Raw genomic sequence first — 23,711 nt, 5'->3', positions numbered from 1 at the left:
GACCAGACGGCGGCGGCACAATCGACGCACGACCTTGCTTTCACCCTCGTCCCCCATGTCTTGGCAACTCCCCTACCCCTCCGGCCGCCAGCCCGTGCTGGCGCGCAACGTGGTCTCCACCTCCCAGCCCCTGGCCGCGCAGGCCGGCGCGGCGGCCTTTGCGCGCGGCGGCAACGCCATCGACGCGGCGCTGGCCGCGGCCATCACGCTGACGGTGGTGGAGCCCGTGATGAACGGCATCGGCGGCGACGCCTTCGCGCTGGTGTGGGACGGCCAGCGGCTGCACGGCCTCAACGCCTCGGGCCGCTCGCCCCGCGCCTGGACGGCCGAGCGCTTCGCCCACCTGCCGCAGATGCCGCGCATCGGCTGGGACACGGTCACCACGCCCGGTGGCGTGGCGGCCTGGGCGGCGCTGTCGGAGCGCTTCGGCGCCCTGCCCTTCGAAGACCTGTTCACCGACGCCATCCGCCATGCGCGGGACGGCTTTCCGGTCAGCCCCGTGATCGCACGCCAATGGGCACAGGCGGCCATCGACCTCCAGGGCCAGCCGGGCTTCGAGGCCTTCACGCCCGGCGGGCGCGCGCCGCAGGCGGGCGAGGTCTGGCGCTTTGCCGACCAGGCGGACACGCTGCAGGACATCGCCCGCACGCGCGGCGCGTCGTTCTACCGCGGCCGGCTGGCGCACGCCATGGCCGACTATGCGCGCCAGCACGGCGCCGGCCTGGCGCTGGAAGACCTGGCCGCGCACCAGGTGGAATGGGTGGAGCCCATCGGCGTGCCGTTTGGCGACCGCACGGTGCACGAGATTCCACCCAACGGCCAGGGCATCGCCGCCCTCATGGCACTGGGCCTGCTGGACCATCTGCCCTACCGCGCCACGGCCCCCGGCTCGGCCGCGCGCATGCACCTGGAGATCGAGGCCATGCGCGTGGCCTTCGCCGACCTGTACGCCCATGTGGCCGACCCGGCCCACATGCGCCTCACACCCGCGCAGCTGCTGGACCCGGCCTACCTGCGCCAGCGCGCGGCGCTCATCGACCCGCAGCGCGCTGGCCAGTACCCCGCCGGCCAGCCCGGCAGCGGCGGCACGGTGTACCTGTGCACGGCGGACGCGCAGGGGCGCATGGTGTCGTTCATCCAGTCCAACTTCAAGGGCTTCGGCTCGGGCGTGGTGGTGCCGGGCACCGGCATCGCGCTGCACAACCGGGGCATGGGCTTCGTCACCACGCCGGGCCACCCCAACCAGGTGGCGGGCGGCAAGCGGCCCATGCACAGCATCATTCCCGCCTTCGTGACGCGCGGCGGCCAGCCCCACATGGCCTTCGGCGTGATGGGCGGCAACATGCAGGCCCAGGGCCATGTGCAGATGGTGCTGCGCGAAGCCGTGGAGGGCCTGAACCCCCAGGCCTGCTCCGACGCACCGCGCTGGCGCATCAACGACGCGGGCGCGCTGACGCTGGAGCACAGCGTGCCCGCCGCCGTGGTGGAGGGCCTGCGCACGCTGGGACACGAGCCGCTCGTGGCCGCCGCGGACAGCCTGGAATTCGGCGCGGCGCAGCTCGTGCGCCGGCTTCACACCGCGCCCGGCGAGCCCTGCGCCTACGCCGCCGGCTCGGACCACCGCCGCGACGGCCAGGCCGTGGGCTGCTGAGCCACGCACCGCCAGTTTCAAGCAAAAATGGCCTGAAACGCTTATCCAACAATCGTGAATAGCTATAAATTAAATAGCATTATCAAGCAAGACGGCGCTTGCGCTACACTGCACGCCATGCCGTTCCCGCACATCCGCACCGCTGTCCGCACCGCCGCTCCCGGCGTGGCGCCGGCCTGCGCGAGCAGCGTGAACGCACGAATGATTAGCACCATCACCACCGCGGCGACCTAGCGCACGCGCAGGTGGCCGCCCCGGCGGCCCCTGGTGTCTCATTCCCCTCCGAACGAAACCCAGCCCAGGCCGCTGGGTTTTTTTGTGGGCTTTTGCAGCCCTTGTTTGGAGAAAGACCATGTCCGCAGCCCTCTCGCTCAGCCCCTCGACCGGCACGCCCCCCCACGCGCCGGCCATGCCCCCCACCCTGCGCGTGGGCATGATCGGCATCGGCACCGTGGGCGGCGGCGTCTGGCGGGTGCTGCAGCGCAACCAGGCCCTGGTGGCGGCGCGCGCGGGCCGGGCCATCGAAATCGTTGCCGTGGCCGCGCGCAACCCGGCCCGGGCGGCGGCCGTGCTGGGCGACGCCCCGGGCGTGCGCCTGCTGGCCGACCCGCTGCAGCTGGCGGCCGATCCCGGCGTGGACGTGGTGCTGGAGTTGGCCGGCGGCACCGGCGCCGCGCGCGAGTGGGCGCTCACCGCTCTGGCCCACGGCAAGCATGTGGTGACGGCCAACAAGGCCCTGCTGGCCGAGCATGGCGAGGCGCTGGCCGCCGCCGCCGCGCGCCATGGCCGCGCGCTGGCCTACGAGGCCGCCGTGGCCGGCGGCGTGCCCGTCGTCAAGATGCTGCGCGAGGGCCTGGTGGCCAACCGCATCGACGGCCTGGCGGGCGTGCTGAACGGCACCAGCAACTACATCCTCACGCGCATGCAGGCCGACGGCCTGGACTTCGCCGCGGCGCTGGCCGAGGCCCAGGCCCTGGGCTATGCCGAGGCCGACCCCGCCTTCGACGTGGACGGCCAGGACGCCGCCCACAAGCTCGCCCTGCTGGCCGCCAACGCCTTCGGCATGCCCGTGCGCTTCGACGCCGTGCATGTGGAGGGCATCCGCACGCTGCAGCGCGGCGACATCGCCGCGGCGGCGCAGTTGGGCTACGCGGTCAAGCTGCTGGCCGTCGCCCGCCGCTGCCCGGCCGGCACGGGCGATGCCGTGGAGCTGCGCGTGCACCCCGCCCTGGTGCCGGCGCAGCACCCGCTGGCCCAGGTGAACGGCGTGACCAACGGCCTGCTGGTGCAGGGCGACGCCGCCGGCCCGCTGTTCTACAGCGGCGCGGGCGCCGGGGCCGAGCCCACGGCCAGCGCCGTGCTGGCCGACCTGGTGGACCTGGCGCGCCTGCGCACGGGCGCCGGCGTGCCCGCCCTGGGCGTGCATGCGCGCGCGGCGGCCCAGCCGGCCACCCTGCCCATGGCCGAGGTGTGCGTGCCGCATTTCCTGCGCCTGGTGCCCGGCGCCGCGCTGTGCGAGGCCGATGCCGTGCGCCAGCTCGCCCGCGCCGGCCTGGCCGTGCGGCGGCGCGCCTGGGGCCCGGCGCAGGCCGAGGGCGGCGCCCCCGCGCTGCTGCTGGTCACCGCCCCGGCGCCCGACGCCCTGGCCGCGCGGGCGGCCCGGCAACTGCAGGAGCGCACGGGCGCGGCGGTGCGGCGGCTGCGCCTGCATGAAAATCCATGAAAACAGGGTTTTGCGCTTATCCATCAAGCGCTATAAGCTATTAATTAAATAGCAAACGATCAGCCGGCCTGCACCTCCACGCGGCTGCGGCCGGTGGCCTTGGCGCGGTACAGCAGCGTGTCCGCGCGCTGGTAGAGGCTGTCGAGGGTGTCGTCGCCATCGGCCACGGCCACGCCCACGCTGGCCGTGAGCCAGGGCGCCGTGGGCGACGCCGCATGGGTGATGTTCTGCGCGCGCAGCGCTTCCAGGAACTGCTGCAGGCGCAGGCCGAGCGACTGGGCATCCTCGGCGTAGGCGACCACCGCGAACTCCTCGCCCCCCATGCGCACGGCCATGTCCAGCGGCCGGCGGGCCAGGGTGCCCAGCAGGCGCGCCACCTGGTGCAGCGCCTCGTCGCCGGCCTGGTGGCCGTAGTGGTCGTTGTAGGCCTTGAAATGGTCCACGTCGATGAGCGCCAGCGCCAGCGGCTCGCCCGAGCGCCGCGACTGCTCCAGGCCCGCGGCGCCGCGCTCGCCGAAGGTGCGCCGGTTGGCCAGCCCCGTCTGCGGGTCGTGGCCCGCCTCCCAGTCCAGCAGGTGGCGCATCAGGTACTGCTCGCGCATGGCGTGCTCGCGCATGTAGCCGTTCATGGCCGCCACGCCCAGGGCCAGCAGCATGACCATGAACTGCATCCAGTGCGCCCCCTGCTGGGGCGGCGGCAGCATCGCCAGGCCCAGCAGCAGCCAGGCCACCACGGTGATGGCGGCGGCGCTCAGGCACTCGTAGAAGCTCAGGCCGCAGGGGTAGAAGACGATCATCACCAGCAGCAGGCCCACGCCCGCCGCGTGGGGCAGGCCCATGGCGCTCAGGGTGTTGATGCCGGCAAAGCTGACGATGGCGCTCAGCACCATCAGCCCCAGCACCACCGGCACCGTGAAGCGCCCCACCCGCCGGGTGGCCACGGCCCAGGTGCCGGCGCCCAGCAGGCCGATCACGATCCAGCGCGGCACGAGCACCCCGGCCAGAAACCCCTGCTCCTGGGGCGTGCCCTCCACGTAGCGATAGCGCAGGATGTCCAGCCCCGCGAACGCCACCAGCACGGCCAGCGAGCCCAGCATGCAGCCGATGAGGTAACGGAACTGGGAGGCGCGCAGGTAGGCGATGAAACCCGGCTCCAGGGCCTGCGCGAAGCGCAGCGTGCGAAAGCGGCCGGCCAGTTCACTGCGATACGCTGCCACCGGGTGGTCCGGCAGCGGTATGTCGGGCGAGGGCAGCTTGGACACGGTGCGTTCCTAGTCTGAAGCGGTCGACCCATTGTGCATGAGCCGCATGTCCGCCGCAGCAGGGATTGCCTGCCCGCGCCGCCGCCGGTCCGCGGCGCCCGCGCGGGCCGCGCTGGTGCGACCATTTTTGAGCCAAACAGGCATGCAACGCCCTTCAATCAAGCGCAAAACGCTATCAATAATGAAGCAAAAAGACCTGCGCCGGCGACAGGGCGTGGCCCGATCGGCTACCATGCCTGGATGAAAGTACAGTGGCGCCGCTGATCTCCGCCCCCTCCCCCATGTCCGCAGACCTGTGGGCCAGCCAGGCCCTGCAATCGTTCGAGGCGGTGGTGCAGTCCACCGCGGGCTTTCGCAGCCGCGAGGGCCAGCGGCGCATGGCCGAGCAGGTGGCGCAGACCTTCGGCCAGGCCCAGCTAGGCAAGGTGGCCGAGGATGACGCCGCCGAGCCGCCCCGGCGCGCCATCGCCGTGGTGCAGGCCGGCACGGGCGTGGGCAAGTCGCTGGCCTACAGCGTGCCCGCCATCGCCACGGCCCTGGCGCGCGGCACGCGGGTGCTGATCTCCACGGCCACCGTGGCGCTGCAGGAGCAGCTGGTGCACAAGGACCTGCCCGCCCTGGCCGCGCGCATGGAGCAGCCCTTCCAGTTCGCCCTGGCCAAGGGGCGCGGGCGCTACATCTGCAAGCTCAAGCTGGAGCGCCTGGCCAGCGGCGGCAGCAGCGGCGAGGACGATCTGCCCGACGACGATCTGTTCCCCGAGGAGGCCGCCGCCGCGCGGCCCCAGCGCCCGCGCCATGAATCCGAGGCGCGCATGAAGTTCTACGCCAGCATGGCCGACGCCCTGGCCACCGGCGGCTGGGACGGCGACCGCGACACGCTCGACACGCCGCCCGAGCCCGAGGTCTGGAGCCCCGTGGCGGCCGAGGCCAGCTCGTGCACCGGCAAGCACTGCCCGGTATTCAGTCAGTGCACCTACTACGAGCGGCGCAAGGAGCTGGTGGCCGCGCAGGTCATCGTGGCCAACCACGACCTGCTGCTGTCGTCGCTGGGCGCGCGGCTGCTGCCCGAGCTGGACAACTGCCTGCTGGTCATCGACGAGGCCCACCACCTGCCCGCCACGGCGCTGCAGCAGTTCGCCTGCGAGGCGGACCTGTCGCGCCTGACCTGGATCGACAAGCTGGCCAGCCGCGCGCTGCGCATCGGACAGCTGGTGGAGGTGGAGGACATCGCCGACATCCCCAACCACGCGGCGCGCCTGCGCGCCGCGCTGCAGGACGCGGCCCGGCTGGTGATGGACGTGTACGGCGAGCAGCTGCGCGCGCCCGCGCCAGGCCGGCGCCACTTCAGTCCGGCCGCGCCCACGCGCGCCCGCGTGCCCGGCGGCGCCCTGCCCGAGGCGCTGGTCGAGCCCTTCAGCCAGGCCGCGCACCATGCCGAGGGTTTCCTGACCGCGCTGCGCGCCATCTCCAAGGCCCTGCGCAGCGAGATCCGCGACAAGCCCGACGAGGCGCGCCGCCTGTCCAGCCTGTATGCCCAGATCGGCGCGCTGGCGCCGCGGCTGGAGGGCGTGCACGCGGCCGCCCAGCTGCTGCTGCAGGACGCGCCCGAGGGCGCCGTGCCGGCCGCGAAATGGTTCACGCTGGAGGTCGAGGGCGACTTCATCGTCGTGCGCGCCCACGCCAGCCCGCTGCTGCCCGGCAACACGCTGCGCCACCAGCTGTGGTCGGCCGTGCGCGGGGCGGTGCTGACCTCGGCCACGCTGACGAGCTGCGGGCAGTTCGACTTCTTCCTGCGCGAAAGCGGCCTGCACGGCCTGCTCGAAGAAGGGGCCGTGACCACCCTGGCCGTGCCCAGCCCCTTCGACTACGCACTGCAGGGCACGCTGGTGGCCACCGAGACCCAGGCCGAGCCGCGCGACGCCCAGGCCTTCACGGCCGAGATGGTGGACGCCCTGCTGTCCGACCTGGCCCTGGTCGAGGCCGGCGCGCTGGTGCTGTTCACCTCGCGCGAGCAGATGCGCCAGGCCGTGGACCAGCTACCCACCGCCATGCGCTCCGTGGTGCTGGTGCAAAACACCCTGCCGCGCCAGCAGTTGCTGGCGCGCCACCGCGAGCGCGTGGCCGAGGGCCAGCCGTCCATCATCTTCGGCATGCAGTCCTTCGGCGAGGGGCTGGACCTGCCGGGCCCGCTGTGCGAGTCGCTGTTCATTACCAAGCTGCCCTTCGCCCCGCCCGACGACCCCGTGGGCGAGGCCCGCGCCGAATGGCTGCGCGGCGCCGGGCGCGACCCGTTCAGCGAACTGGTGGTGCCGGCCACGGCCATCCGCCTGGCGCAATGGGTGGGCCGCGCCATCCGCACCGAGGAAGACCGCGCCCACGTGTACTGCTACGACAAGCGCCTGGTGCGCACCGGCTACGGCCAGCGGCTGCTGCAGGGCCTGCCGCCGTTCACCCTGCAGCGGCGCGCGGCGGGCTGAACGGGCGCGCGCGCCCCTGCCACGCACGGGGGGCGACAATCGGGCGTTCTGCGCAGCCTGCGCACGGCGGCACGCCGCCTTTGACCGACACAGGATTTCCCATGCCCCACACCGTTCCCGCCTGCCCGCAATGCGGCCAGGAAAACACCTATCCCGACGGCGCCAGCTACATCTGCCCCGACTGCGCGTTTGAATGGCCCCAGCAGGCCGAGGCTGCCGAGGCCGAGACCCCCGAGGGCGACGGCACCGTGCGCGATGCCAACGGCAACCCGCTGCAGGACGGCGACGCCGTGATCCTGGTGAAGGACCTCAAGGTCAAGGGCTCGTCCACCGTGCTCAAGAAGGGCAGCAAGATCAAGGGCATCCGCCTGGCGGACGGCGCCGACGGCCACAACGTGGACTGCAAGACCGAGCTGGGCAGCATGCTGCTCAAGTCCGAGTTCCTGAAGAAGGCCTGAGCGCCATGGCGTCCCCCATCGCCGTCATCGACTTCGAGACCACCGGCATGGGCCCGGCCCAGGGCGCACGCGCCACCGAGGTGGCCATCGTGCTGCTCGAGGGCGAGCAGGTGGTGGACCGCTTCGCCAGCCTGATGAAGACCGGGGTGTGGATTCCGCCCTTCATCACGCAGCTCACCGGCATCACCAACGCCATGGTGGACGCCGCGCCCCCCGCCGACACCGTGATGCGCGAGGCCGCGCGCTTCGTTGGCGACGCACCCATGGTGGCGCACAACGCCGCGTTCGACAGCAAGTTCTGGCAGTCCGAGCTGCAGCACGCCGGCCTGCCGGCGCCCCACGCGTTCGCCTGCACGGTGCTGCTGTCGCGCCGCGTGTACCCCGACGCGCCCAGCCACAAGCTGGGCCAGCTGATCGACCACCTGGGCCTGCCGCGCGCCGGCCGCGCCCACCGCGCCCTGGCCGACGCCGAGATGGCCGCCGCGCTGCTGGCGCGCCTGCAGCGTGACCTGGGCCAGCGCTACGGCCTGGCCTGGCCGCAGCATGCCCTGCTGATGGAGCTGCAGCGCTGCGCCCGCCAGTCCATGGGCAAGCTGCTGCAGCGCCATGCCCAGGCCGTGCTGGCAGAGCCGCGCCTGCAGACCCTTTGACGCTATCCATTTGATAGCTTATTGCGCTTGATGGGCGGGCGCTGCAGGCTGTTTTTGCATTGAATGCCCCGGCGGGAACGAGCCCGCCCCCGGATCAGAACGCGGACCGCCCCGGCAGCTGCAGCGCGGCGGCCAGGTCCCGCGCCAGCCGGCCCATGTCGCGCAGACCCACCGTCCCCAGGCTGATGCGTATGCCCGGGCCGCTGCCCAGCCGCAGCGGCGTGCCCGCCTGCACGGCCCAGCCGCCCGCGGCCATGGCCTGCACCACGGCGGCCTCGTCCGCCACGGGGATCCACACATGCAGGCCCTCGCCCCGCTCCCAGTCGCCGGCCACGCCCAGGCGGCGCAGCGCCTGGGCCAGCGCCGCGCGCCGCGCGGCGTAGCTGGCGGCCATGTACGGCCATGAGCCGCGCCCCCGGCCCCTGCGCGCCTGGCGCCACAGCTGCGCCACCAGCCCCTGCAGCCAGCGGCTGACCCAGCGCGGCCCCAGCGCCTGGTGGGCGCACATGCCCTGCACCAGCAGCGGCGTGCCGGTCACCACGGCCACGCGGCAGTCGGCCCCCAGGCTCTTGCTGACGGACAGCACATGCAGCCACAGCGGCGGCAGCGCACTGGCCATGGCCAGCGGGGCGGCGCTCAGCGGCCCCCAGTGGTCGTCCAGGATCAGCAGCGTGTGCGGGCTGGCGCGCAGTTGGCGGCGCAGCGCCTTCCAGCGCGCGGCGCTCACGGCCACGCCCGTGGGGTTGTGGGCGCGCGGCGTGAGCACCAGCGCCGCGCAGCCCGCCAGCACGCCGTCGGGCGGGGCGCGCATGCCCTGCGCATCCACCGCCAGCGGCACGGGCACCAGGCGCAGGCTGTGCAGCAGGGCCAGCAGCGGCGGCCAGCAGGGGTCCTCGATGCCCACGCGGTCGCCGGGGCGCGCATGCTGGCGCAGGGCGCGCTCCACGGCGTCGAGCGTGCCCGAGAACACGCCCAGGGCCTCGGTGGGCAGGCCTTGCTCCTCCATCCACTCCTGGGCCTGGGCCAGCAGCCCCGCGTCGCCCGCCGCTGCGGCGGCATCGTCCAGCGGCTGGGCCAGTGCCTGCGCCCAGGCCTGGCCGCGCGGGCGCGGCAGCAGGGCGGCGTCGGCATTGCCGCTGGCCAGGTCATGCAGGCCCGGGGGCACGGCATAGACCGGGGCAGGGCGGGGCGGCTCGCCCGCCACGCGCGTGCCGTGGCGGCCCGCCGTGACCACGCGGCCGGCGCCGCGCAGCCGCGCATAGGCGGCGGCGACGGTGTTGGGATTCACCCCCAGCTCGGCCGCCAGCTGGCGCACCGGGGGCAGGGATGCGCCGGGCTGCAAGGCACCGCTGCGCATGGCATATTCAAGGCTTTCGGCAATGTCTTTGGCATTGCTTCCTTCGACAAACAACAATGGCATACATACATTGTATTGTTTGTATTAGTACAAATTTTTGTACTGCGATGAATCGCCAGGCTCCTTCTCCCGCCGCCGTCCGGGCACGTGCATGGAGCGCCGAAAAACCGGAAAAATCCGCAAAAACAGCGGAAAAATGCGTGCGAAAAGTAGGAGAGAGGCCCCGGCTCTTGCGGGTCGCCGGTCCGCAAGCCCTGCGCGGCTGGTAGGCTTGCGGGCCATGCGTGTCCTTCCAATTTCCTGCCTGGCGCTCGCGGCCGCATTGCTGGCGGCGGGCTGCAGCACCGCGCCGCCGTCCACATCGCCGCGCGCCGCCGCCTACTCCCGCCTGTCGTCCGAACAGTCCAGCGACATCGCCATCCACGCGCTGGGGCTGGTCGGCACGCCCTACCGCTACGGCGGCAACACGCCCGACAGCGGCTTCGACTGCAGTGGCCTGATCGGCTACGTGTACACCAGCCGCGCCGGAGTCGCCCCGCCGCGCACGGTGGCCCAGCTGAGCGGCTTCGGCCAGTCGGTGGACGAGGACGAGCTGCGCACCGGCGACCTGGTGGTGTTCGGCCGCGGCGCGGCCACGCATGCCGGCATCTACGTGGGAGAGGGGCGCTTCGTGCACGCGCCGTCCACGGGCGGCACGGTGCGCATGGACCATCTGCAGTCGCGCTATTGGGCGCGGCAGAACGCACGCTTTCGGCGCCCCTGAGCAGCATGCCGGCGGACCGGCGCGACAATGGGCGCACCATGACCCTCACAGAACGCCCCATCCCCGCGCCCACCACCCACGACACCACGCGCATCGACGACCTGCGCATCAAGGCCGTGCGCCCGCTGATCACGCCCGCCATCCTGCAGGAATGGCTGCCCGCGACCGATGCCGCGCAGGAGCTGGTAGAAGGCAGCCGCCTGGCGCTGTCGCGGGTGCTGCACGGGCTGGACGACCGGCTCATCGTCGTCGTCGGGCCTTGCTCCATCCACGACCACGAGCAGGCCATGGACTACGCGCGGCAGCTGAAGGCCCAGGCCGATGCGCTGCGCCAGGACCTGCTGATCGTGATGCGCGTGTACTTCGAGAAGCCGCGCACCACCGTGGGCTGGAAGGGCTACATCAACGACCCGCACCTGGATGGCAGCTTCGCCATCAACGAAGGGCTGGAGCGCGCCCGCGCGCTGCTGCTGGACGTGCTGGCCCTGGGCCTGCCCGTGGGCACCGAGTTCCTGGACCTGCTGAGCCCGCAGTTCATCAGCGACCTCGTGAGCTGGGGCGCCATCGGCGCGCGCACCACCGAGAGCCAGAGCCACCGCCAGCTGGCCAGCGGCCTGAGCTGCCCCGTGGGCTTCAAGAACGGCACGGACGGCGGCGTGAAGGTGGCGGCCGACGCCATCCAGGCCGCGCAGGCGCCGCACGCCTTCATGGGCATGACCAAGATGGGCCAGTCCGCCATCTTCGAGACGCGCGGCAACCACGACTGCCACGTGATCCTGCGCGGCGGCAAGCAGCCCAACTACGGCGCCGGCGATGTGGATGCAGCCTGCGCGCTGCTGCAATCCGCCGGCCTGCGCGAGCAGGTGATGATCGACCTCTCGCACGCCAACAGCAGCAAGCAGCACGCGCGCCAGATCGTCGTGGCGGGCGAGGTGGCGGCGCAGATCGCGGCGGGCGATGCGCGCATCACCGGCGTGATGATCGAAAGCCACCTGGAGGAGGGCCGCCAGGACATCGTGGAAGGCCAAGCGCTGCGCCACGGCGTGTCGGTGACCGACGCCTGCATCAGCTTTGCGCAGACCGTGCCGGTGCTGGAGCAGCTGGCCGCCGCCGTGCGGGCCCGGCGCGCGAAGCGGGCGTGATGCCCGGCCGCATCACGCGGCCCTGGGGCCGGGCGCGGGCACCAAGACACGGTGCCGCATCGGTCTGATTAAATGCTATTAAAAATATAGCTATTAGCGCTTATCTGACAATCGCTATCTGCCAATTTCACTGATACGTCGATCTAGGCCAGCGCCAGCGCCTCCACCGCCGACAGCACGCGCGACGCGCCGCCCAGCCGCGCCGCCAGGTGCTGCACGCGCTTGAGGTACAGGTGCGCGTCATGTTCCCAGGTGAAGCCCATGCCGCCATGCACCTGGAGGGCTGTCCGTGTGGATTGCAGTGCGCCCTCGATGGCGGTGAACTCGGCCACGGCACAGGCAAAGCGCCAGTCGGGCAGGGCGCCGTCGAGCGCCGCGGTGGCATAAAGCACGGCCAGGCGGGCGTTGTCTACGCCCATCCAGGCATTGGCCAGCTGGTGCTTGATGGCCTGGTAGCTGCCAATCGGCTTGCCGAACTGCACGCGCTCCTTGGCATAGCCAGTGGCCATGTCGAGCGCGGCCTGGGCCGCGCCCACCAGCTCGGCCGCCAGCATGAGGCGGTGGGCGGCACGGGCCCGTTCGCGGGCGGCGGCGCAGAGCTCCACCACCTGCCAATCCAGCGCCCGCGCTACTGCGGCGCCCTGGCGCAGCGTGGGGTCCAGCGCGTCGCAGGAGGCCACGGCATCGGCCTGCACCAGCGCAAGTTGCAGCGGCACCGTGCCGTCATGCCAGCCGCGCACCACCACGATGTCGCTGCACTGGCCCGCGTGGTCCCACCAGGCGTCGGTATCGGCCACGCAGTGCAGGGCGCGCTCGCCCGCCATCATGGCCTGCACGGCGTCGCGCAAGACGGCCGGCGCCGCATCGGGCGCGGCCTTGAACCATTCGGCCAGCAGCACGGCACTGCTGGCCCAGGGCAGGTTGACCAGCTGCCGGCCTGCCTCTTCGGCCACCAGGCTGGCCTCTGTCAGGCCCAGGCCCAGGCCGTCGTGCGTCTCGGGCATGAGCAGGGCCATCCAGCCCATTTCGGCCATGCCCGCCCACAGCTGGCGCTGCGCGCGGTCCGACCAGGGCAGGGCGCGGCGGGCGCGGGCCAGGGGATGGTGGTCCACAAAGAACCGGCGGGCCGATTCCTGCAGCATCTGCTGCTCTTCGTTGAGTGCAAAGTCCATGGGAATCGGTGTCAGTTCTTGGGCAGGCCCAGCATCTGCTCGGCCAGGATGTTGCGCTGCACCTCGGAGGTGCCCGCCAGGATGGTTTCTGCACGTGTCCACAGGTAGTCGCGTGCCCAGCCCGCGGCCTGTGCGTCGGCACCGGCCGGGTCGGGGCCGTGCAGGGCGCGTTCGGCCAGCAGCTCCATGGCCGTGTTCATCATCTTCTGGTGCGATTCGCTCCAGTGCAGCTTGGTGGACGATCCCTCGGCCCCCGGCGGGCCGCTGCGCAGCGCGTTGGTGAGCGCGCGGTAACCCTTGAGCCGGAGCACATGGCTGTCCACGGCCAGGCGGGCGATGTCGCGGCGCAGGTGCGGATCCTGCAACGCATGGCCGCCGCCTTCGCGCGGCGTTTCCTGCGCCAGGCGCTTGAGTGCCTCCACCTCCTGCGTGAAGCGCACCTGACGCGGAATGAAATAGGTGCCGCGCTCGAAGCTCGCCGCCGCCATGGCCAGGCGCCAGCCGCCGTTTTCTTCGCCCACCAGGGCATCGAGCGGTACCTGCACATCCTCGAAGAACACCTCGTTGAAGTCGGCCTCGCCGGTGATCTGGCGGATGGGCTCCACGCGTACACCGGGGCTCTTCATGTCGACCAGAAAGAAACTGATGCCCTTGTGGCGCTGCGCGCTCGCGTCGGTGCGAGCCAGCACGAAGCAGTAGTCCGCGATATGGGCGAACGAGGTCCAGACCTTGTGGCCGTTGAGCACGTAGTGGTCGCCCCGGCGCTCCGCGCGCGTGGAAAGCGATGCCAGGTCCGAGCCCGCACCGGGCTCGGAATAGCCCTGGCACCAGATGTCGCGGTTGCTCAGGATGCCCGGCAGGTAACGGGCCTTTTGTGCCTCGCTGGCGAAATGAACCAGCGTGGGGCCCAGGATGCCATGGCCGATGATGTTCACGCCCAGCGGTGCACCAATGCGGGCCTGCTCTTCATGGAAGATGGCCTGACGGGTCAGCGGCCAGGCCTTGCCGCCGTACTGTTCGGGCCAGCCCAGGCCGGACCAGCCGGCCTGGCACACATAGTCTTCCCAGGCGCGGCGCCAGCCGAGCTCGTTGGGGTCGGGCGTGCCGGGCCATCGGGCCTTGAATTGCGGGTAATGGGTCTCGAACCATTCGCGCAGCGTGAGGCGGAAGGCTTCGTCTTCCGCCGAGTAGCCCACTTGCATGCTTTTCTCTCTGTTGGATCACAACGGTTGGCAGTACACCTGGCACGGTGCACGCGGCTCAGAACAGCGCGGCCTTCGCCCATCGAAGAACCGCGGAGCAGGCCATATCCGCGCACGCCGAGGAACCGGCTTTTCCAGGCCTCTGGCGTGTTCCCCTTCCCGCAGCGCGCAGCGATGCGAGAGAGGGGGAAGGCGCGTAGCGCCTCAGGGGGGGTTAATCAGCTTTCGCCCCGGAGTCCTTCACGACCTTGGCCCACTTGACGATGTCCTTCTTGATGAACTCGCCAAACTCCTGGGGGTTGTTGCCGATGATGTCCAGGCCCAGCGAGCGGAATTTCTCCTGCACGGCAGGTTCCTTGAGCACTTCCATCAACTCGGCGTGGAATTTGTTCACGGCCGCGGCAGGCGTTCCGGCGGGGGCCACGAAGCCCAGCCAGGGCATGGCCTCATAGCCGGGCAGGCCGGACTCGGCCACCGTGGGCACGTCGGGCAGCAGCTTGGAGCGCTGGGCGGTGGTCACGGCCAGCAAGCGGATCTTGTTGTCCTTGATGAAGGGGCCCGACGAGGCGTAGGCATCGAACATCACCTGCAGGTTGCCGCCCACCAAGTCCATGAGCGCGGGCGCGCTGCCCTTGTAGGGCACATGCTCCATCTTCACGCCGGCCATGGTGTTGAACAGCTCGGACTCCAGGTGCGTGGAGGTGCCGGCGCCCACCGAGCCGTAGTTGGCCTTGTTGGGGTTGGCCTTGACCCAGGCGATCAGCTCGGCCACGTTCTTGGCGGGCACGCTGGGGTGCACGCTGAGCACATGCACCACGGAAGCAACCAGCGATATCGGGGTGAAGTCCTTCACCGGGTCGTAGTTGACCTTGCTGTACAGCGCCGGCGCAATGCCCAGCGACGACGCGGCCAGCAGCACGGTGTGCCCGTCGGGCACCGCCTTGGCGACATGCTCCGAAGCGATCATGGTGCCGGCGCCCGGCTTGTTCTCCACGATCACGGGCTGGCCCAGGCGCTTGTTGAGCCGCTCGGCCAGCGTACGGGCCATGATGTCGGTGGCACCGCCGGGCGAGAACGGCACCACCAGGGTGACGGGCTTGCTCGGGTAGTTCTGTGCATGGGCCACGCCGCACACGGCGGCGGCGGCAACGGCCACGGTGGCCAGCATTTTCTTGATCATGGATGTCTCCTTGGTGGTTGTGGTGGTAGCAAAACGGTGAATGGACGCGACACGGCTCAGGCCGCCGGTGGCTGCGCAAGCACCAGGGCATCGAGCATGCGCACACCCTGGCCCTTTTCCTTGACGAGCAGGGGATTGACCTCCACCTCCTGCGCCTGTTCCTGCAGCGCGAGCACGGCACGCGAGAAGCCGGCAATGGCGGCGCAGGCGGCTTCCACATCGCCCAACGGGCGGCCGCGGTAACCGGTGAGCAAGGGGAAGGCCTTGAGTTCACCGAGCATCTCGCGGGCCATGGCCTCGTCCACGGGCAGCACACGGTGGCTCACGTCCTTGTAGAGCTCGGTCAACACGCCGCCCAGCCCCACGGTGAGCGTCATGCCGAACACCGGGTCGCGCGTGGCGCCCACGATGAGTTCGGCCACGCCCGATTCCATGGTGCAGACCAGCGCGCCTTCGATGCGTGCGCCGGGGGCATAGCGGCGGGCACTGGCCAGCACCTCGTCAAAGGCCTGGCGCACCTGGGCAGCGTCCTGCAGGCGCAGGCGTACACCACCGGCCTCGGTCTTGTGGGCGATGTCGGCGGACAACACCTTCAGCACCACGGGGTAGCCCATGGCATCGGCTGCCGCGGCGGCCTCATCGGCGGTGGTGGCCACGCGCTCGGCACCAGCCGGCATGCCGTGTTGCACCAGCAGCTGCTTGGTACGGTATTCGTCCAGGCTCGCGGGAAGCGCCGTGCGCGCGGGTGCCGGCTGCTGGCGCACTTCCAGCCAACGGTTGTGCCTGCGCCGCTCCTGCCACAGCAGGAATGGCGCCAGGGCGGACACGGCCACACCAATGTCCTCGAACACCGGAACGCCACCGCCGCGCAGTTGTTCACGGGTCTTGGCAGCACCGGTATCGATGGCCACAAACAGTTTGGGAAACTGCGCGGAGACGGCGCACAGGTCATCCGCCATGCGGTCCAGCATGTAGCCCGGCGCATAGATGACCACGGCGTCCACGGCGTCAGACTGGGCCAGCGCCTCCATGGCGGTGCGCACGAAGCCGGGGTCGTTGACCACATTGCCCGTCACGTCCACGGGGTTGGCGACCATGCCGTAGTCGGGGATGCCTGCGCGCAGCGTGTCCTGCAGCGCCTGCGGCAGCGTGGGCACATCCAGCCCCGCACCGATGAACTTGTCCGCCAGGATGGCGCCCAGAGCGCCGCTGATGGTGATGATGGCCACGCGCCTGCCCGCGTTCTTGTGGCGGTAGCCCGCCAGATGCGCGAGCTGTGCCATCTGCACGAAGTCGTTGCTCTGGATGATGTTCAACTGGCGAAATGCCGCCTGGTACACGGCCTGGTCGCCCGCGAGCGCCGAGGTGTGCGAGCGCACGGCCTCGGAGCCTTTTTCCGTCTCGCCCGCCTTATAGAGGATGAGCAGCTTGTCCTGCCGGGCAAAGGCTTCGGCGGCGGCCATGAAGCGCGCGCCATCGCGCAGCTCTTCGATATAGCCCATGGCCACTTCGGTCGCGTCATCCTGCGCCAGATACTCCAGGTACTGCGCAAAGTCCACGCAGGCCTCATTGCCGGTGTTGATGAAGTGGCTGAACTCCACGCCCAGGCGGCGTGCGATCGCATACACCGCGGCGCAGACATTGCCGCTTTGCGTGAGCAGGCTCACGCTGCCTCTGCCCGACTGGATGGGCGCCGTGTTGAACACCGAGGCGAAACTGGTATGCACCTGACTGTTGAGGTTGGCAAAGCCCATGAGGTTGGGACCGGCCACCACGAGGTCGGTCGTGGCCACGTAGGCCTCCAGCTCGGCCTGCAGCGCCGCACCCTTGGCGCCCTCCTCGGCAAAGCCCGCCGCATAGACGATGACGGCGCGCACGCCCTTGGCCGCACAGCGCTTGAGCATAGGCAGCACATCGGCGGCCGCAATGGCCAGCACCACCAGGTCGGGGGCCGCAGGCAGCGATTCGATGTCGGGCCAGCAGCGCAGGCCAAACACTTCCTCGTACTTGGGGTTGATGGGGTAGATCTGCCCCTGATAGCCAAACCGGGTCAGATGGGCCAGCGGCATGCCGCCAATGCGCGCGGCGTTGTTGCTGGCGCCCACCACGGCAATGGAGCCGGGGTTGAGCAGGGGTTCGAGACGGTGCGTTTTCATCACGACGGGTGCAAGCATCAGACAGCCTTTGCGGGATTTTTCTGGATGGCGTTGGCAAGCCCACGGTCGCGCGCCGTGAGGAAGCCCTCGCTCAGGTGCGACAGCTGGTGCGTGTCGAAGTGCGCGGCCAGCGCCGTGCGCAGGCCTTGGGAATCCAGCGAGCGGTTGATGGAGCGCTTGATCAGGCGCAGGCCGAACGGTGGTGCCTTGGCGATCTGCTGGGCCAGGGCCAGCGCGGCGTCGGACAGCTCGGCGTCGCTCACCACGCGGTTGACCATGCCGATGTCGTGCGCCTCCTGGGCCGAGATCTTGCCCCCCGTGAACAGCATCTCCTTGGCCTTGCGCGCACCCATCACCCAGGGATGGATCAACACCTCGGTGGCGGCAGCGCCCAGCGTGTGGCCCACGGGGTCGGAGAAGTAGGCCGACTCGCTGGCCACCACGAGGTCGCACATGTTGGCAATCATGAAGCCGCCGGCCACGCAGGCGCCCTGCACCTGGGCGATGGTGGGCTTGGGAAAGTCCCAGATCTTCATGGAGTAGTCGAAGTAGCGCAGCTCTTCATACGCCCAGCGCTGTTCCACGGTGAAGTTGGCGCGTTCGGCCTGCGCCTGCTTGAGGTCATGCCCGGCCGAAAAATGTGCGCCCTTGCCACCCAGCACCACCACATGCACTCCGTCGTCACGTTGCGCTTCATCGAAAGCGGCCATGAGCTCATCGAGCATCTGCTGGCTTTGCGCATTGCGCTGGGCCTCGCGCGCCAGCAGGATGCGGCGCACCGCGCCGTGGTTCTCTATTTCCAGCGTTGCATACGCCATGGTTGTCTCCGTCAGGGTCAGCAGAAGTCTGAAAGCCAGTCTAGACTTGGCAATTCCTGCATTGCAAACAAATAAATAGCTAATTCCCACAATATGGACAAATCACGGGAAACCGCAGGCGCGCAAAGCCTGCGCCGCGCCTTGCAGCTGCTGCGCCTGCTGGCCGAGCATCAGGAGAACGGCGTCAAGCTCACCGAAGTGATGGAGGCTTCCGGCCTGGAGCGCTCCACCACGCACCGGCTCCTGTCCTGTCTGGTGGAGGAGCAGTTCGCCGAACGCGATCCAGACAGCAAGGCCTACCGGCTGGGCATCGATGCCATGCAGCTGGGGTTTGCCTCAATGCGCCGCGTGCCGCTGGTGGATCTCTGCCGCCCACTGATGCAAAGGCTTGCGCGCATGTCTGGCGACACGGTGTTTCTGGTGATTCGCCAGGGCGACTACTGCCTGTGCCTGCACCGTGAAGAGGGGCACTTTCCGGTCAAGGTGTTCACCACCGACGTGGGCGGACGGCGCCTGCTGGGCCTGGGCGCTGGTGGCCTGGCACTCATGGCCGCACTGGCCGACTCCGAGGTGGAGCGCATCTTCGAGCGTCACGCGCAGGAATACGCCCAGGCCGGCTTCACGCGCGAACGCATGCTGCAGGCCGTCAGACACACGCGCGCCACCGGCTATGCCGACATCGTGGACACGCTCACGGTGGGCGTATCGGGTGTGGGCAGCACCTTTGCCGCCTCTCCCAGCACCCTGGCGGCCATCAGCTTCGGCGCCATCACGCCACGCCTGCCGCCCGAGCGCAAGAAGGAAATGGCACAGCTGCTGATGACACATCTGGCCGACGCCGCCAGACCAACGCCGCTCGACCAGAAAAATTCATAAAAGTGGCTTGAAACGCTTTATCAATAAGCGCTAAACGCTCATTTATCAATAGCAAAAAGAGATCCTTTCGGCACGAACGTCATCACCCACTCAGCCCGAACTCTCGGCGTGGAAAACCTATCGGTTCGACTGACCCCAGGTGTAACATGGGGTAAACATGATGCCCCCACGGCCCACCTTTTCGGTGGGAGGAGTTTCGCCATGCAGTTGAACCGTTGTGCGCTGTTGCGCAAAGGGACTGTCGCCACCCCGGCGGCCGTGTCCTGAGAGAAGCCATGACCGTGGCCTCCCGCTTCGCCGGCTCCCCGCGCCAGCCTCTTGGCGGGGGTAGTGCGTGACTTGCCGGGAGGGCCCATGGCGCTGAACTTCTTCACCGCCGCGCAGCCGTCCCAGGGCGCCCCCGGCCTGCGGGCCCGCGCTGCCGATGCGCCCGAACCCGGCGCACTGCACGCCAGGCTCCAGGCACGCGACGAGACCCTGCGCGCCGTGGCGCACATGGCCCGCGCTGGCGGCTGGCACATGGAGCTGCCCGGGCACCACTTCTGCTGGTCCCCGGAGGCGGCCACGCTGTTCGGCTGGCCCGCACAGGCCCAGGACCTGGACGAGGCGGTCCTGCAGTTCGCCCCCCAGGCGCAGGCCGCGGTACGCGCCGCCTTGCTGGAATGCGCACGCGACGGCACGCCGCTGGACCTGCAGCTGCTGGCCTTGCTGCCCGACGGGCAGGAGATGCCCGTGCGGTTCGCCGGCCAGGCGGTGCGTGACGATCACGGGCGCATCCGCCAGCTGCACGGCGCGGTGCAGGACGCCCGCACGAGCGAGGAGCGCTTTCACCTCGTGGCGCGGGCCACGGCCGACGCCATCTGGGACTGGAACCTGCTGAGCGACGCCATGTGGTGGAGCGAGGGCATGGAAAAGCTCTTCGGCGTGCCCGCGGACCAGTTGCCCGCCGACAGCAGTTCCTGGACGCAGCGCCTGCACCCCGAAGACGCACCAAGCGTGCTCCAGAGCCTGCGCGAGACCATCGACGGCACGGCCGAGCACTGGAGCGCCCAGTACCGCTTCCGCCGCCAGGACGGCAGCTACGCCTGGGTGGACGACCGCGGCTTCATGCTGCGCGACACCAGCGGCCGGGGCTACCGCATGGTGGGCGGCATGACCGACATCAGCGCCCACAAGCTCGCGAACCTGCAGGCCCACGAGCAGGCCCGGGCCCATGCGTTCCTGCTGCGGGTGCAGCAGTTGATCGCCGATCCGCACAAGCCCCTGGCCCAGGTGCTGGAGCAGGCCGCGCAGGCCGCCCGCGAGATCTCCGGCGCGGCGGGCGCCGTGATCGAGCTGCGCGAGGGCGATTCGCTGGCCGTGCATGCCCGCGCAGGCGAGGCGCCGGGCCCCGCCGCCGGCACCCGCCGGAGCCTGGCCGCGCACCCGCTGTGGCAACACCTGGAGCAGGCGGGCGGTGACGCAGACAGCACCCCTGCGGGGAACGATGGCCTCGTCGCCATGCCGCTGCGCGCGGGGGCGTCCGTGGCGGGCCTGCTGCAGGTGCAGGCCGCGCAGGGCCAGGCCTTTGCGCCACGCCATCTGGTGCACCTGCGGCTCCTGGCCGAATCGCTGGGCGCGATGCTGCAGCTGCGCCGCGTGGATGCGCAGTTGCGGGCCTCCGAGCGCCAGTACCGCGCGCTGTTTGCCGAACACCCGCAACCCATGTGGGTCTGCGAGCGCGGCAGCCTGCGCCTGCTGGCCGTGAACCACGCCATGAGCCGGTACTACGGCTACGACGAGGCCGAGTTGCTGGCCATGGACATGGGTGCGCTGTGGCGGCCCGGGCAGCGCGACGCGGCCCAGGCCGCCATGGCCATGTGCGCCGACCCGCGGGGCGCGCCCACGTCCACGCACGGCCCCGCCGTTTGGCACCACCTGCGCAAGGACGGCTCGCGCATCGATGTGGAGGTCTTCATCGGCGACACGGATTTCGACGGCCGCCCCGCATGGCAGGTGCTGGCCAACGACATCACCGAGCGCTGCCGCATCGAGGAAGAGCTGGCGCGCGTGAACCGCGCCAAGCGCATGCGCAGCGCCTGCAGCGAGACGCTGGTGCGCGCCAGCTGCGAGGCCGACCTGCTGCATGCCGTGTGCCAGGTGGCCGTGGAGATCGGCGGCTACCGCATGGGCTGGGTGGGCATGGTGCGCGACGATGCGCACAAGCGCATCGAGCCCGTGGCCCATGCCGGGCAGACCGGGCATTTCATCCGGCACCTGCGCCTGAGCTGGTCGGCCGCCGAGCCCCGCGGCAACGGGCCGGCCGGCCTGGCCGTGCGCAGCGGCCAGACCGTGATCGTGCGCGACGTGCACGCCAGCCCCGCCTTTCGCGGCTGGGCCGAGCGCATGGCCGGCCTGGGCTTCCATGCCGTGGTGTGCCTGCCACTGCGCAACGCGCGGCGCACCTTCGGACTGCTGTACCTGTATGCCCCCGAGGTGCTGCAGGTGAGCCCCGAGGAGGAGCTGCTGCTCGAGGCCCTGGCCGCGGACCTGGCCTTCGGCATCGAGAACCTGCGCGCCCGCGCCGAGCAGCAGCGCCTGCAGGCCGCCATGCTCAAGGTGGCCACGGCCGTCTCGGCCGGCACGGGCCAGGCGTTCTTCGAGCGCCTGGCGCACCACATGGCGGACGCACTCGATGCGCAGATCGCCTGCGTGGGCCGGCTGCTGCCGGCCGTGGAGGGGCAGCCCCGGCGCGCGGTGACCCTGTCGCATGTGGCCGACGGCACCGTGCAGCCGCTGGCCGAATACCTGCTGGACGGCACGCCCAGCCAGGAGCTGCTCACCCACCCGCAGTTCGTGATCCTCGACAGCGCGGCCGAGCGCTATCCCCGGGCCCCCGTGCTGGCCAGCGCCGGCGCGCGCAGCTTCGTGGGGCAGCAGCTCACCGGCAGCGACGGAACGCCGATCGGCCTGATCTTCGTGATGTTCCGCGAGCCGCTCGAACAGGTGGCCTTCGTCGGCAACACGCTGCGCATCTTCGCCGCGCGCGCCGCGGCGGAGCTGCAGCGCCAGATGGACGACATGCGCATCCGCCACCAGGCCTCGCTGCTGGACAAGGCGCGCGACGCCATCATCGTGCGCAGCCTGGACCACCGCATCACCTTCTGGAACCAGGGCGCCGAGCGCATGTACGGCTGGACCCGCGAGGAGGCGATCGGCCGGTCCATCGCCACCCTGCTGTACCAGGACCCGCAGGATTTCCTGCGCGCCACGGACCAGGTGATGCAGCAGGGCGACTGGAGCGGCGAAATCCTGCAGAACGACCGCGATGGCCGAACCATCGAGGCCGAGGGGCGCTGGACCCTGGTGCGCAACGACCAGGGCGAGCCCGAATCCATCCTGGCGATCAACTCCGACATCGGCCAGCGCAAGAGCAACGAGCGCGAGATCCAGCGCCTGGCCTTCTTCGACCCGCTCACCGGCCTGCCCAACCGCGTCCGGCTGATGGAGCGCGTGGGCCAGGCCCTGGTGGAGGCGCAGCGCCAGCGCCGGGGCGGGGCGCTGCTGTTCATCGACCTGGACAACTTCAAGACCCTCAACGACACGCTGGGCCACGACCAGGGCGACCAGCTGCTGCAGATCGTGGCCCAGCGCCTGAACACCTGCGTGCGCGGCATGGACACGGTGGCGCGCCTGGGCGGCGACGAATTCGTGGTGCTGGTGGAGCAGCTCAGCGCGCAGGCCGAGGCCCTGGCCGAGCATGCGCGCAAGGTGGGCGAGAAAGTCCTGACCGTCCTCTCCGCGCCCTACGCGCTGGCCGGCTACCAGTACCGCAGCACGCCCAGCATCGGCATTGCGCTGTTCGACGACGCACCCACCACCGTGGGCGAGCTGCTCAAGCAGGCGGATCTGGCCATGTACCAGGCCAAGACCGCGGGGCGCAGCACGCTGCGCTTCTTCGACCCGGGCATGGAGCTGGCGGTGGCCGAGCATGCCTCGCTCGAGGCGGATCTACGCAACGCGCTGTCGCAGGAAGAGTTTTTGCTGCACTACCAGCCGCAGGTCAACATCCAGGGCGACATCCTGGGCGTGGAGGCGCTGCTGCGCTGGTCCCACCCACAGCGCGGCATGGTTTCTCCGGCGCAGTTCATCCCGCTGGCGGAAGAGACCGGCCTGGTGCTGCCGCTGGGGCGCTGGGTGCTGCACACGGCCTGCTCCCTGCTCGCGTCATGGCAGCAGGTGCCGGCCCTGGCGCACCTGACCATGGCGGTGAACGTGAGCTCGCGCCAGTTCCGCGACGCCGGCTTCGTGGGCGACGTGGCCCGTGTGCTGGCCGTCACCGGCGCGCCGCCGCAGCTGCTCAAGCTGGAAATCACGGAGAGCCTGCTGGTGGAGGACATGGCGGCCACCATCGCCACCATGGAGGCGCTGCGCGCCTACGGCGTGGGCTTTTCGCTGGACGACTTCGGCACGGGGTATTCGTCGCTGGCCTACCTCAAGCGCATGCCGCTGGGGCAGCTCAAGATCGACCAGAGCTTCGTGCGCGACCTGCTCACGGACCCCAACGACGCGGCCATCGTGCGCACCATCATCGGCCTGGCCGACAGCCTGGGGTTGGAGGTGATCGCCGAGGGCGTGGAGACCGACGAGCAGCGCGACTGGCTGGCGCGCGCCGGCTGCCAGGTCTACCAGGGCTATTTCTTCAGCCGGCCGCAGCCGGCCGAGCGGCTCGACAGCCTGCTGCACGCGCATATCGGCGCCTGAGCCCGAGGCGGCTCATCTTTCATCAAAAAATGGCTGCAGCGCTTGTATTACAAGCGTAAATAGCTACAAAAACAATAGCAC

16 protein-coding genes are annotated in these 23,711 nt (G+C 70.3%); 9 read left to right on the top strand and 7 right to left on the bottom strand.

The genetic code is table 11. The features are described from left to right. Positions 1–55: 55 nt before the first annotated feature. Entirely contained in the window at positions 56–1,651 is a 1,596-nt protein-coding gene (locus BP68_RS11005; RefSeq protein ID WP_496371605.1) for a gamma-glutamyltransferase family protein, read from the top strand. 352 nt (positions 1,652–2,003) lie between these two features. Beyond that, on the top strand, positions 2,004–3,374 hold the full coding sequence (locus BP68_RS11000) for a homoserine dehydrogenase (protein WP_496371603.1): 1,371 nt from the start codon (positions 2,004–2,006) through the stop codon (positions 3,372–3,374). A gap of 59 nt (positions 3,375–3,433) precedes the next feature. On the opposite strand, the gene BP68_RS10995 is transcribed toward BP68_RS11000, so the two are convergent. Beyond that, on the bottom strand, positions 3,434–4,636 hold the full coding sequence (locus BP68_RS10995; RefSeq protein ID WP_496371601.1) for a GGDEF domain-containing protein: 1,203 nt from the start codon (positions 4,634–4,636) through the stop codon (positions 3,434–3,436). Between the two features lie 281 nt (positions 4,637–4,917). Between BP68_RS10995 and dinG the strand changes: the two genes are divergently transcribed. From dinG to BP68_RS10980, 3 genes are all read left to right on the top strand, one after another. Beyond that, positions 4,918–7,113 carry an ATP-dependent DNA helicase DinG gene (gene dinG, locus BP68_RS10990; protein WP_496371599.1) on the top strand — a complete coding sequence of 732 codons (2,196 nt, stop codon included), beginning with the start codon at positions 4,918–4,920 and terminating at the stop codon, positions 7,111–7,113. Between the two features lie 101 nt (positions 7,114–7,214). Further along, the gene (locus BP68_RS10985) at positions 7,215–7,571 is read left to right on the top strand and encodes a zinc ribbon domain-containing protein YjdM (RefSeq protein WP_496371597.1); all 357 of its coding nucleotides are present in this window, start codon (positions 7,215–7,217) and stop codon (positions 7,569–7,571) included. 5 nt (positions 7,572–7,576) lie between these two features. Next, positions 7,577–8,221 carry a 3'-5' exonuclease gene (locus BP68_RS10980; protein ID WP_496371595.1) on the top strand — a complete coding sequence of 215 codons (645 nt, stop codon included), beginning with the start codon at positions 7,577–7,579 and terminating at the stop codon, positions 8,219–8,221. A 94-nt stretch (positions 8,222–8,315) separates the two neighbouring features. On the opposite strand, the gene BP68_RS10975 is transcribed toward BP68_RS10980, so the two are convergent. Beyond that, positions 8,316–9,641, bottom strand: a complete 1,326-nt coding sequence (locus BP68_RS10975; RefSeq protein WP_496371593.1) for an aminotransferase class I/II-fold pyridoxal phosphate-dependent enzyme — start codon at positions 9,639–9,641, stop codon at positions 8,316–8,318. Between the two features lie 217 nt (positions 9,642–9,858). On the opposite strand from BP68_RS10975, the gene BP68_RS10970 reads away from it, so the two are divergent. Together BP68_RS10970 and BP68_RS10965 are read left to right on the top strand one after the other, a co-directional pair. Further along, on the top strand, positions 9,859–10,341 hold the full coding sequence (locus BP68_RS10970; protein WP_496371591.1) for a C40 family peptidase: 483 nt from the start codon (positions 9,859–9,861) through the stop codon (positions 10,339–10,341). 38 nt (positions 10,342–10,379) lie between these two features. Further along, positions 10,380–11,483: a 3-deoxy-7-phosphoheptulonate synthase gene (locus BP68_RS10965; protein ID WP_496371589.1), complete on the top strand. Its 1,104-nt coding sequence runs from the start codon at positions 10,380–10,382 to the stop codon at positions 11,481–11,483. 143 nt (positions 11,484–11,626) lie between these two features. Here the strand turns inward: BP68_RS10965 and BP68_RS10960 are convergent, their stop codons facing one another. The 5 genes from BP68_RS10960 to BP68_RS10940 form a co-directional block, all read right to left on the bottom strand. Continuing rightward, positions 11,627–12,655, bottom strand: coding sequence for an acyl-CoA dehydrogenase family protein (locus BP68_RS10960; protein ID WP_496371587.1), 1,029 nt, complete (start codon positions 12,653–12,655; stop codon positions 11,627–11,629). 11 nt (positions 12,656–12,666) lie between these two features. Further along, complete coding sequence (locus BP68_RS10955) at positions 12,667–13,857, bottom strand: acyl-CoA dehydrogenase family protein (protein WP_496371585.1); 1,191 nt, start codon at positions 13,855–13,857, stop codon at positions 12,667–12,669. A gap of 214 nt (positions 13,858–14,071) precedes the next feature. Continuing rightward, positions 14,072–15,037 carry a tripartite tricarboxylate transporter substrate binding protein gene (locus tag BP68_RS10950; protein WP_496371583.1) on the bottom strand — a complete coding sequence of 322 codons (966 nt, stop codon included), beginning with the start codon at positions 15,035–15,037 and terminating at the stop codon, positions 14,072–14,074. 56 nt (positions 15,038–15,093) lie between these two features. Continuing rightward, entirely contained in the window at positions 15,094–17,193 is a 2,100-nt protein-coding gene (locus BP68_RS10945; protein WP_496371652.1) for an acetate--CoA ligase family protein, read from the bottom strand. A gap of 17 nt (positions 17,194–17,210) precedes the next feature. Continuing rightward, positions 17,211–18,011: an enoyl-CoA hydratase gene (locus BP68_RS10940; protein WP_496371581.1), complete on the bottom strand. Its 801-nt coding sequence runs from the start codon at positions 18,009–18,011 to the stop codon at positions 17,211–17,213. Between the two features lie 93 nt (positions 18,012–18,104). Here BP68_RS10940 and BP68_RS10935 point away from each other — a divergent pair, with 93 nt between their 5' ends. Further along, on the top strand, positions 18,105–18,887 hold the full coding sequence (locus tag BP68_RS10935) for an IclR family transcriptional regulator (protein ID WP_496371579.1): 783 nt from the start codon (positions 18,105–18,107) through the stop codon (positions 18,885–18,887). A gap of 354 nt (positions 18,888–19,241) precedes the next feature. Further along, positions 19,242–23,630, top strand: coding sequence for an EAL domain-containing protein (locus BP68_RS10930; protein WP_496371577.1), 4,389 nt, complete (start codon positions 19,242–19,244; stop codon positions 23,628–23,630). The last annotated feature ends 81 nt before the right edge of the window (positions 23,631–23,711 follow it).

The organism is Diaphorobacter oryzae DSM 22780, from assembly GCF_059568935.1.
Note: the sequence above shows the minus strand (reverse complement) of the source record. Positions and strands in the feature narration are given on the sequence as shown.

What these genes read in the sequence shown, in the direction of transcription:
- BP68_RS10960 (WP_496371587.1), bottom strand. Translation starts at nt 12,655, where the DNA reads ATGGACTTTGCACTCAACGAAGAGCAGCAGATGCTGCAGGAATCGGCC.
- BP68_RS10935 (WP_496371579.1), top strand. Translation starts at nt 18,105, where the DNA reads ATGGACAAATCACGGGAAACCGCAGGCGCGCAAAGCCTGCGCCGCGCC.
- BP68_RS10980 (WP_496371595.1), top strand. Translation starts at nt 7,577, where the DNA reads ATGGCGTCCCCCATCGCCGTCATCGACTTCGAGACCACCGGCATGGGC.
- BP68_RS10950 (WP_496371583.1), bottom strand. Translation starts at nt 15,037, where the DNA reads ATGATCAAGAAAATGCTGGCCACCGTGGCCGTTGCCGCCGCCGCCGTG.
- BP68_RS10940 (WP_496371581.1), bottom strand. Translation starts at nt 18,011, where the DNA reads ATGGCGTATGCAACGCTGGAAATAGAGAACCACGGCGCGGTGCGCCGC.
- BP68_RS10965 (WP_496371589.1), top strand. Translation starts at nt 10,380, where the DNA reads ATGACCCTCACAGAACGCCCCATCCCCGCGCCCACCACCCACGACACC.
- BP68_RS10970 (WP_496371591.1), top strand. Translation starts at nt 9,859, where the DNA reads ATGCGTGTCCTTCCAATTTCCTGCCTGGCGCTCGCGGCCGCATTGCTG.
- BP68_RS10945 (WP_496371652.1), bottom strand. Translation starts at nt 17,193, where the DNA reads ATGAAAACGCACCGTCTCGAACCCCTGCTCAACCCCGGCTCCATTGCC.
- BP68_RS10955 (WP_496371585.1), bottom strand. Translation starts at nt 13,857, where the DNA reads ATGCAAGTGGGCTACTCGGCGGAAGACGAAGCCTTCCGCCTCACGCTG.
- dinG (WP_496371599.1), top strand. Translation starts at nt 4,918, where the DNA reads ATGTCCGCAGACCTGTGGGCCAGCCAGGCCCTGCAATCGTTCGAGGCG.
- BP68_RS10975 (WP_496371593.1), bottom strand. Translation starts at nt 9,641, where the DNA reads ATGCCATTGTTGTTTGTCGAAGGAAGCAATGCCAAAGACATTGCCGAA.
- BP68_RS11000 (WP_496371603.1), top strand. Translation starts at nt 2,004, where the DNA reads ATGTCCGCAGCCCTCTCGCTCAGCCCCTCGACCGGCACGCCCCCCCAC.
- BP68_RS10985 (WP_496371597.1), top strand. Translation starts at nt 7,215, where the DNA reads ATGCCCCACACCGTTCCCGCCTGCCCGCAATGCGGCCAGGAAAACACC.
- BP68_RS11005 (WP_496371605.1), top strand. Translation starts at nt 56, where the DNA reads ATGTCTTGGCAACTCCCCTACCCCTCCGGCCGCCAGCCCGTGCTGGCG.
- BP68_RS10930 (WP_496371577.1), top strand. Translation starts at nt 19,242, where the DNA reads ATGGCGCTGAACTTCTTCACCGCCGCGCAGCCGTCCCAGGGCGCCCCC.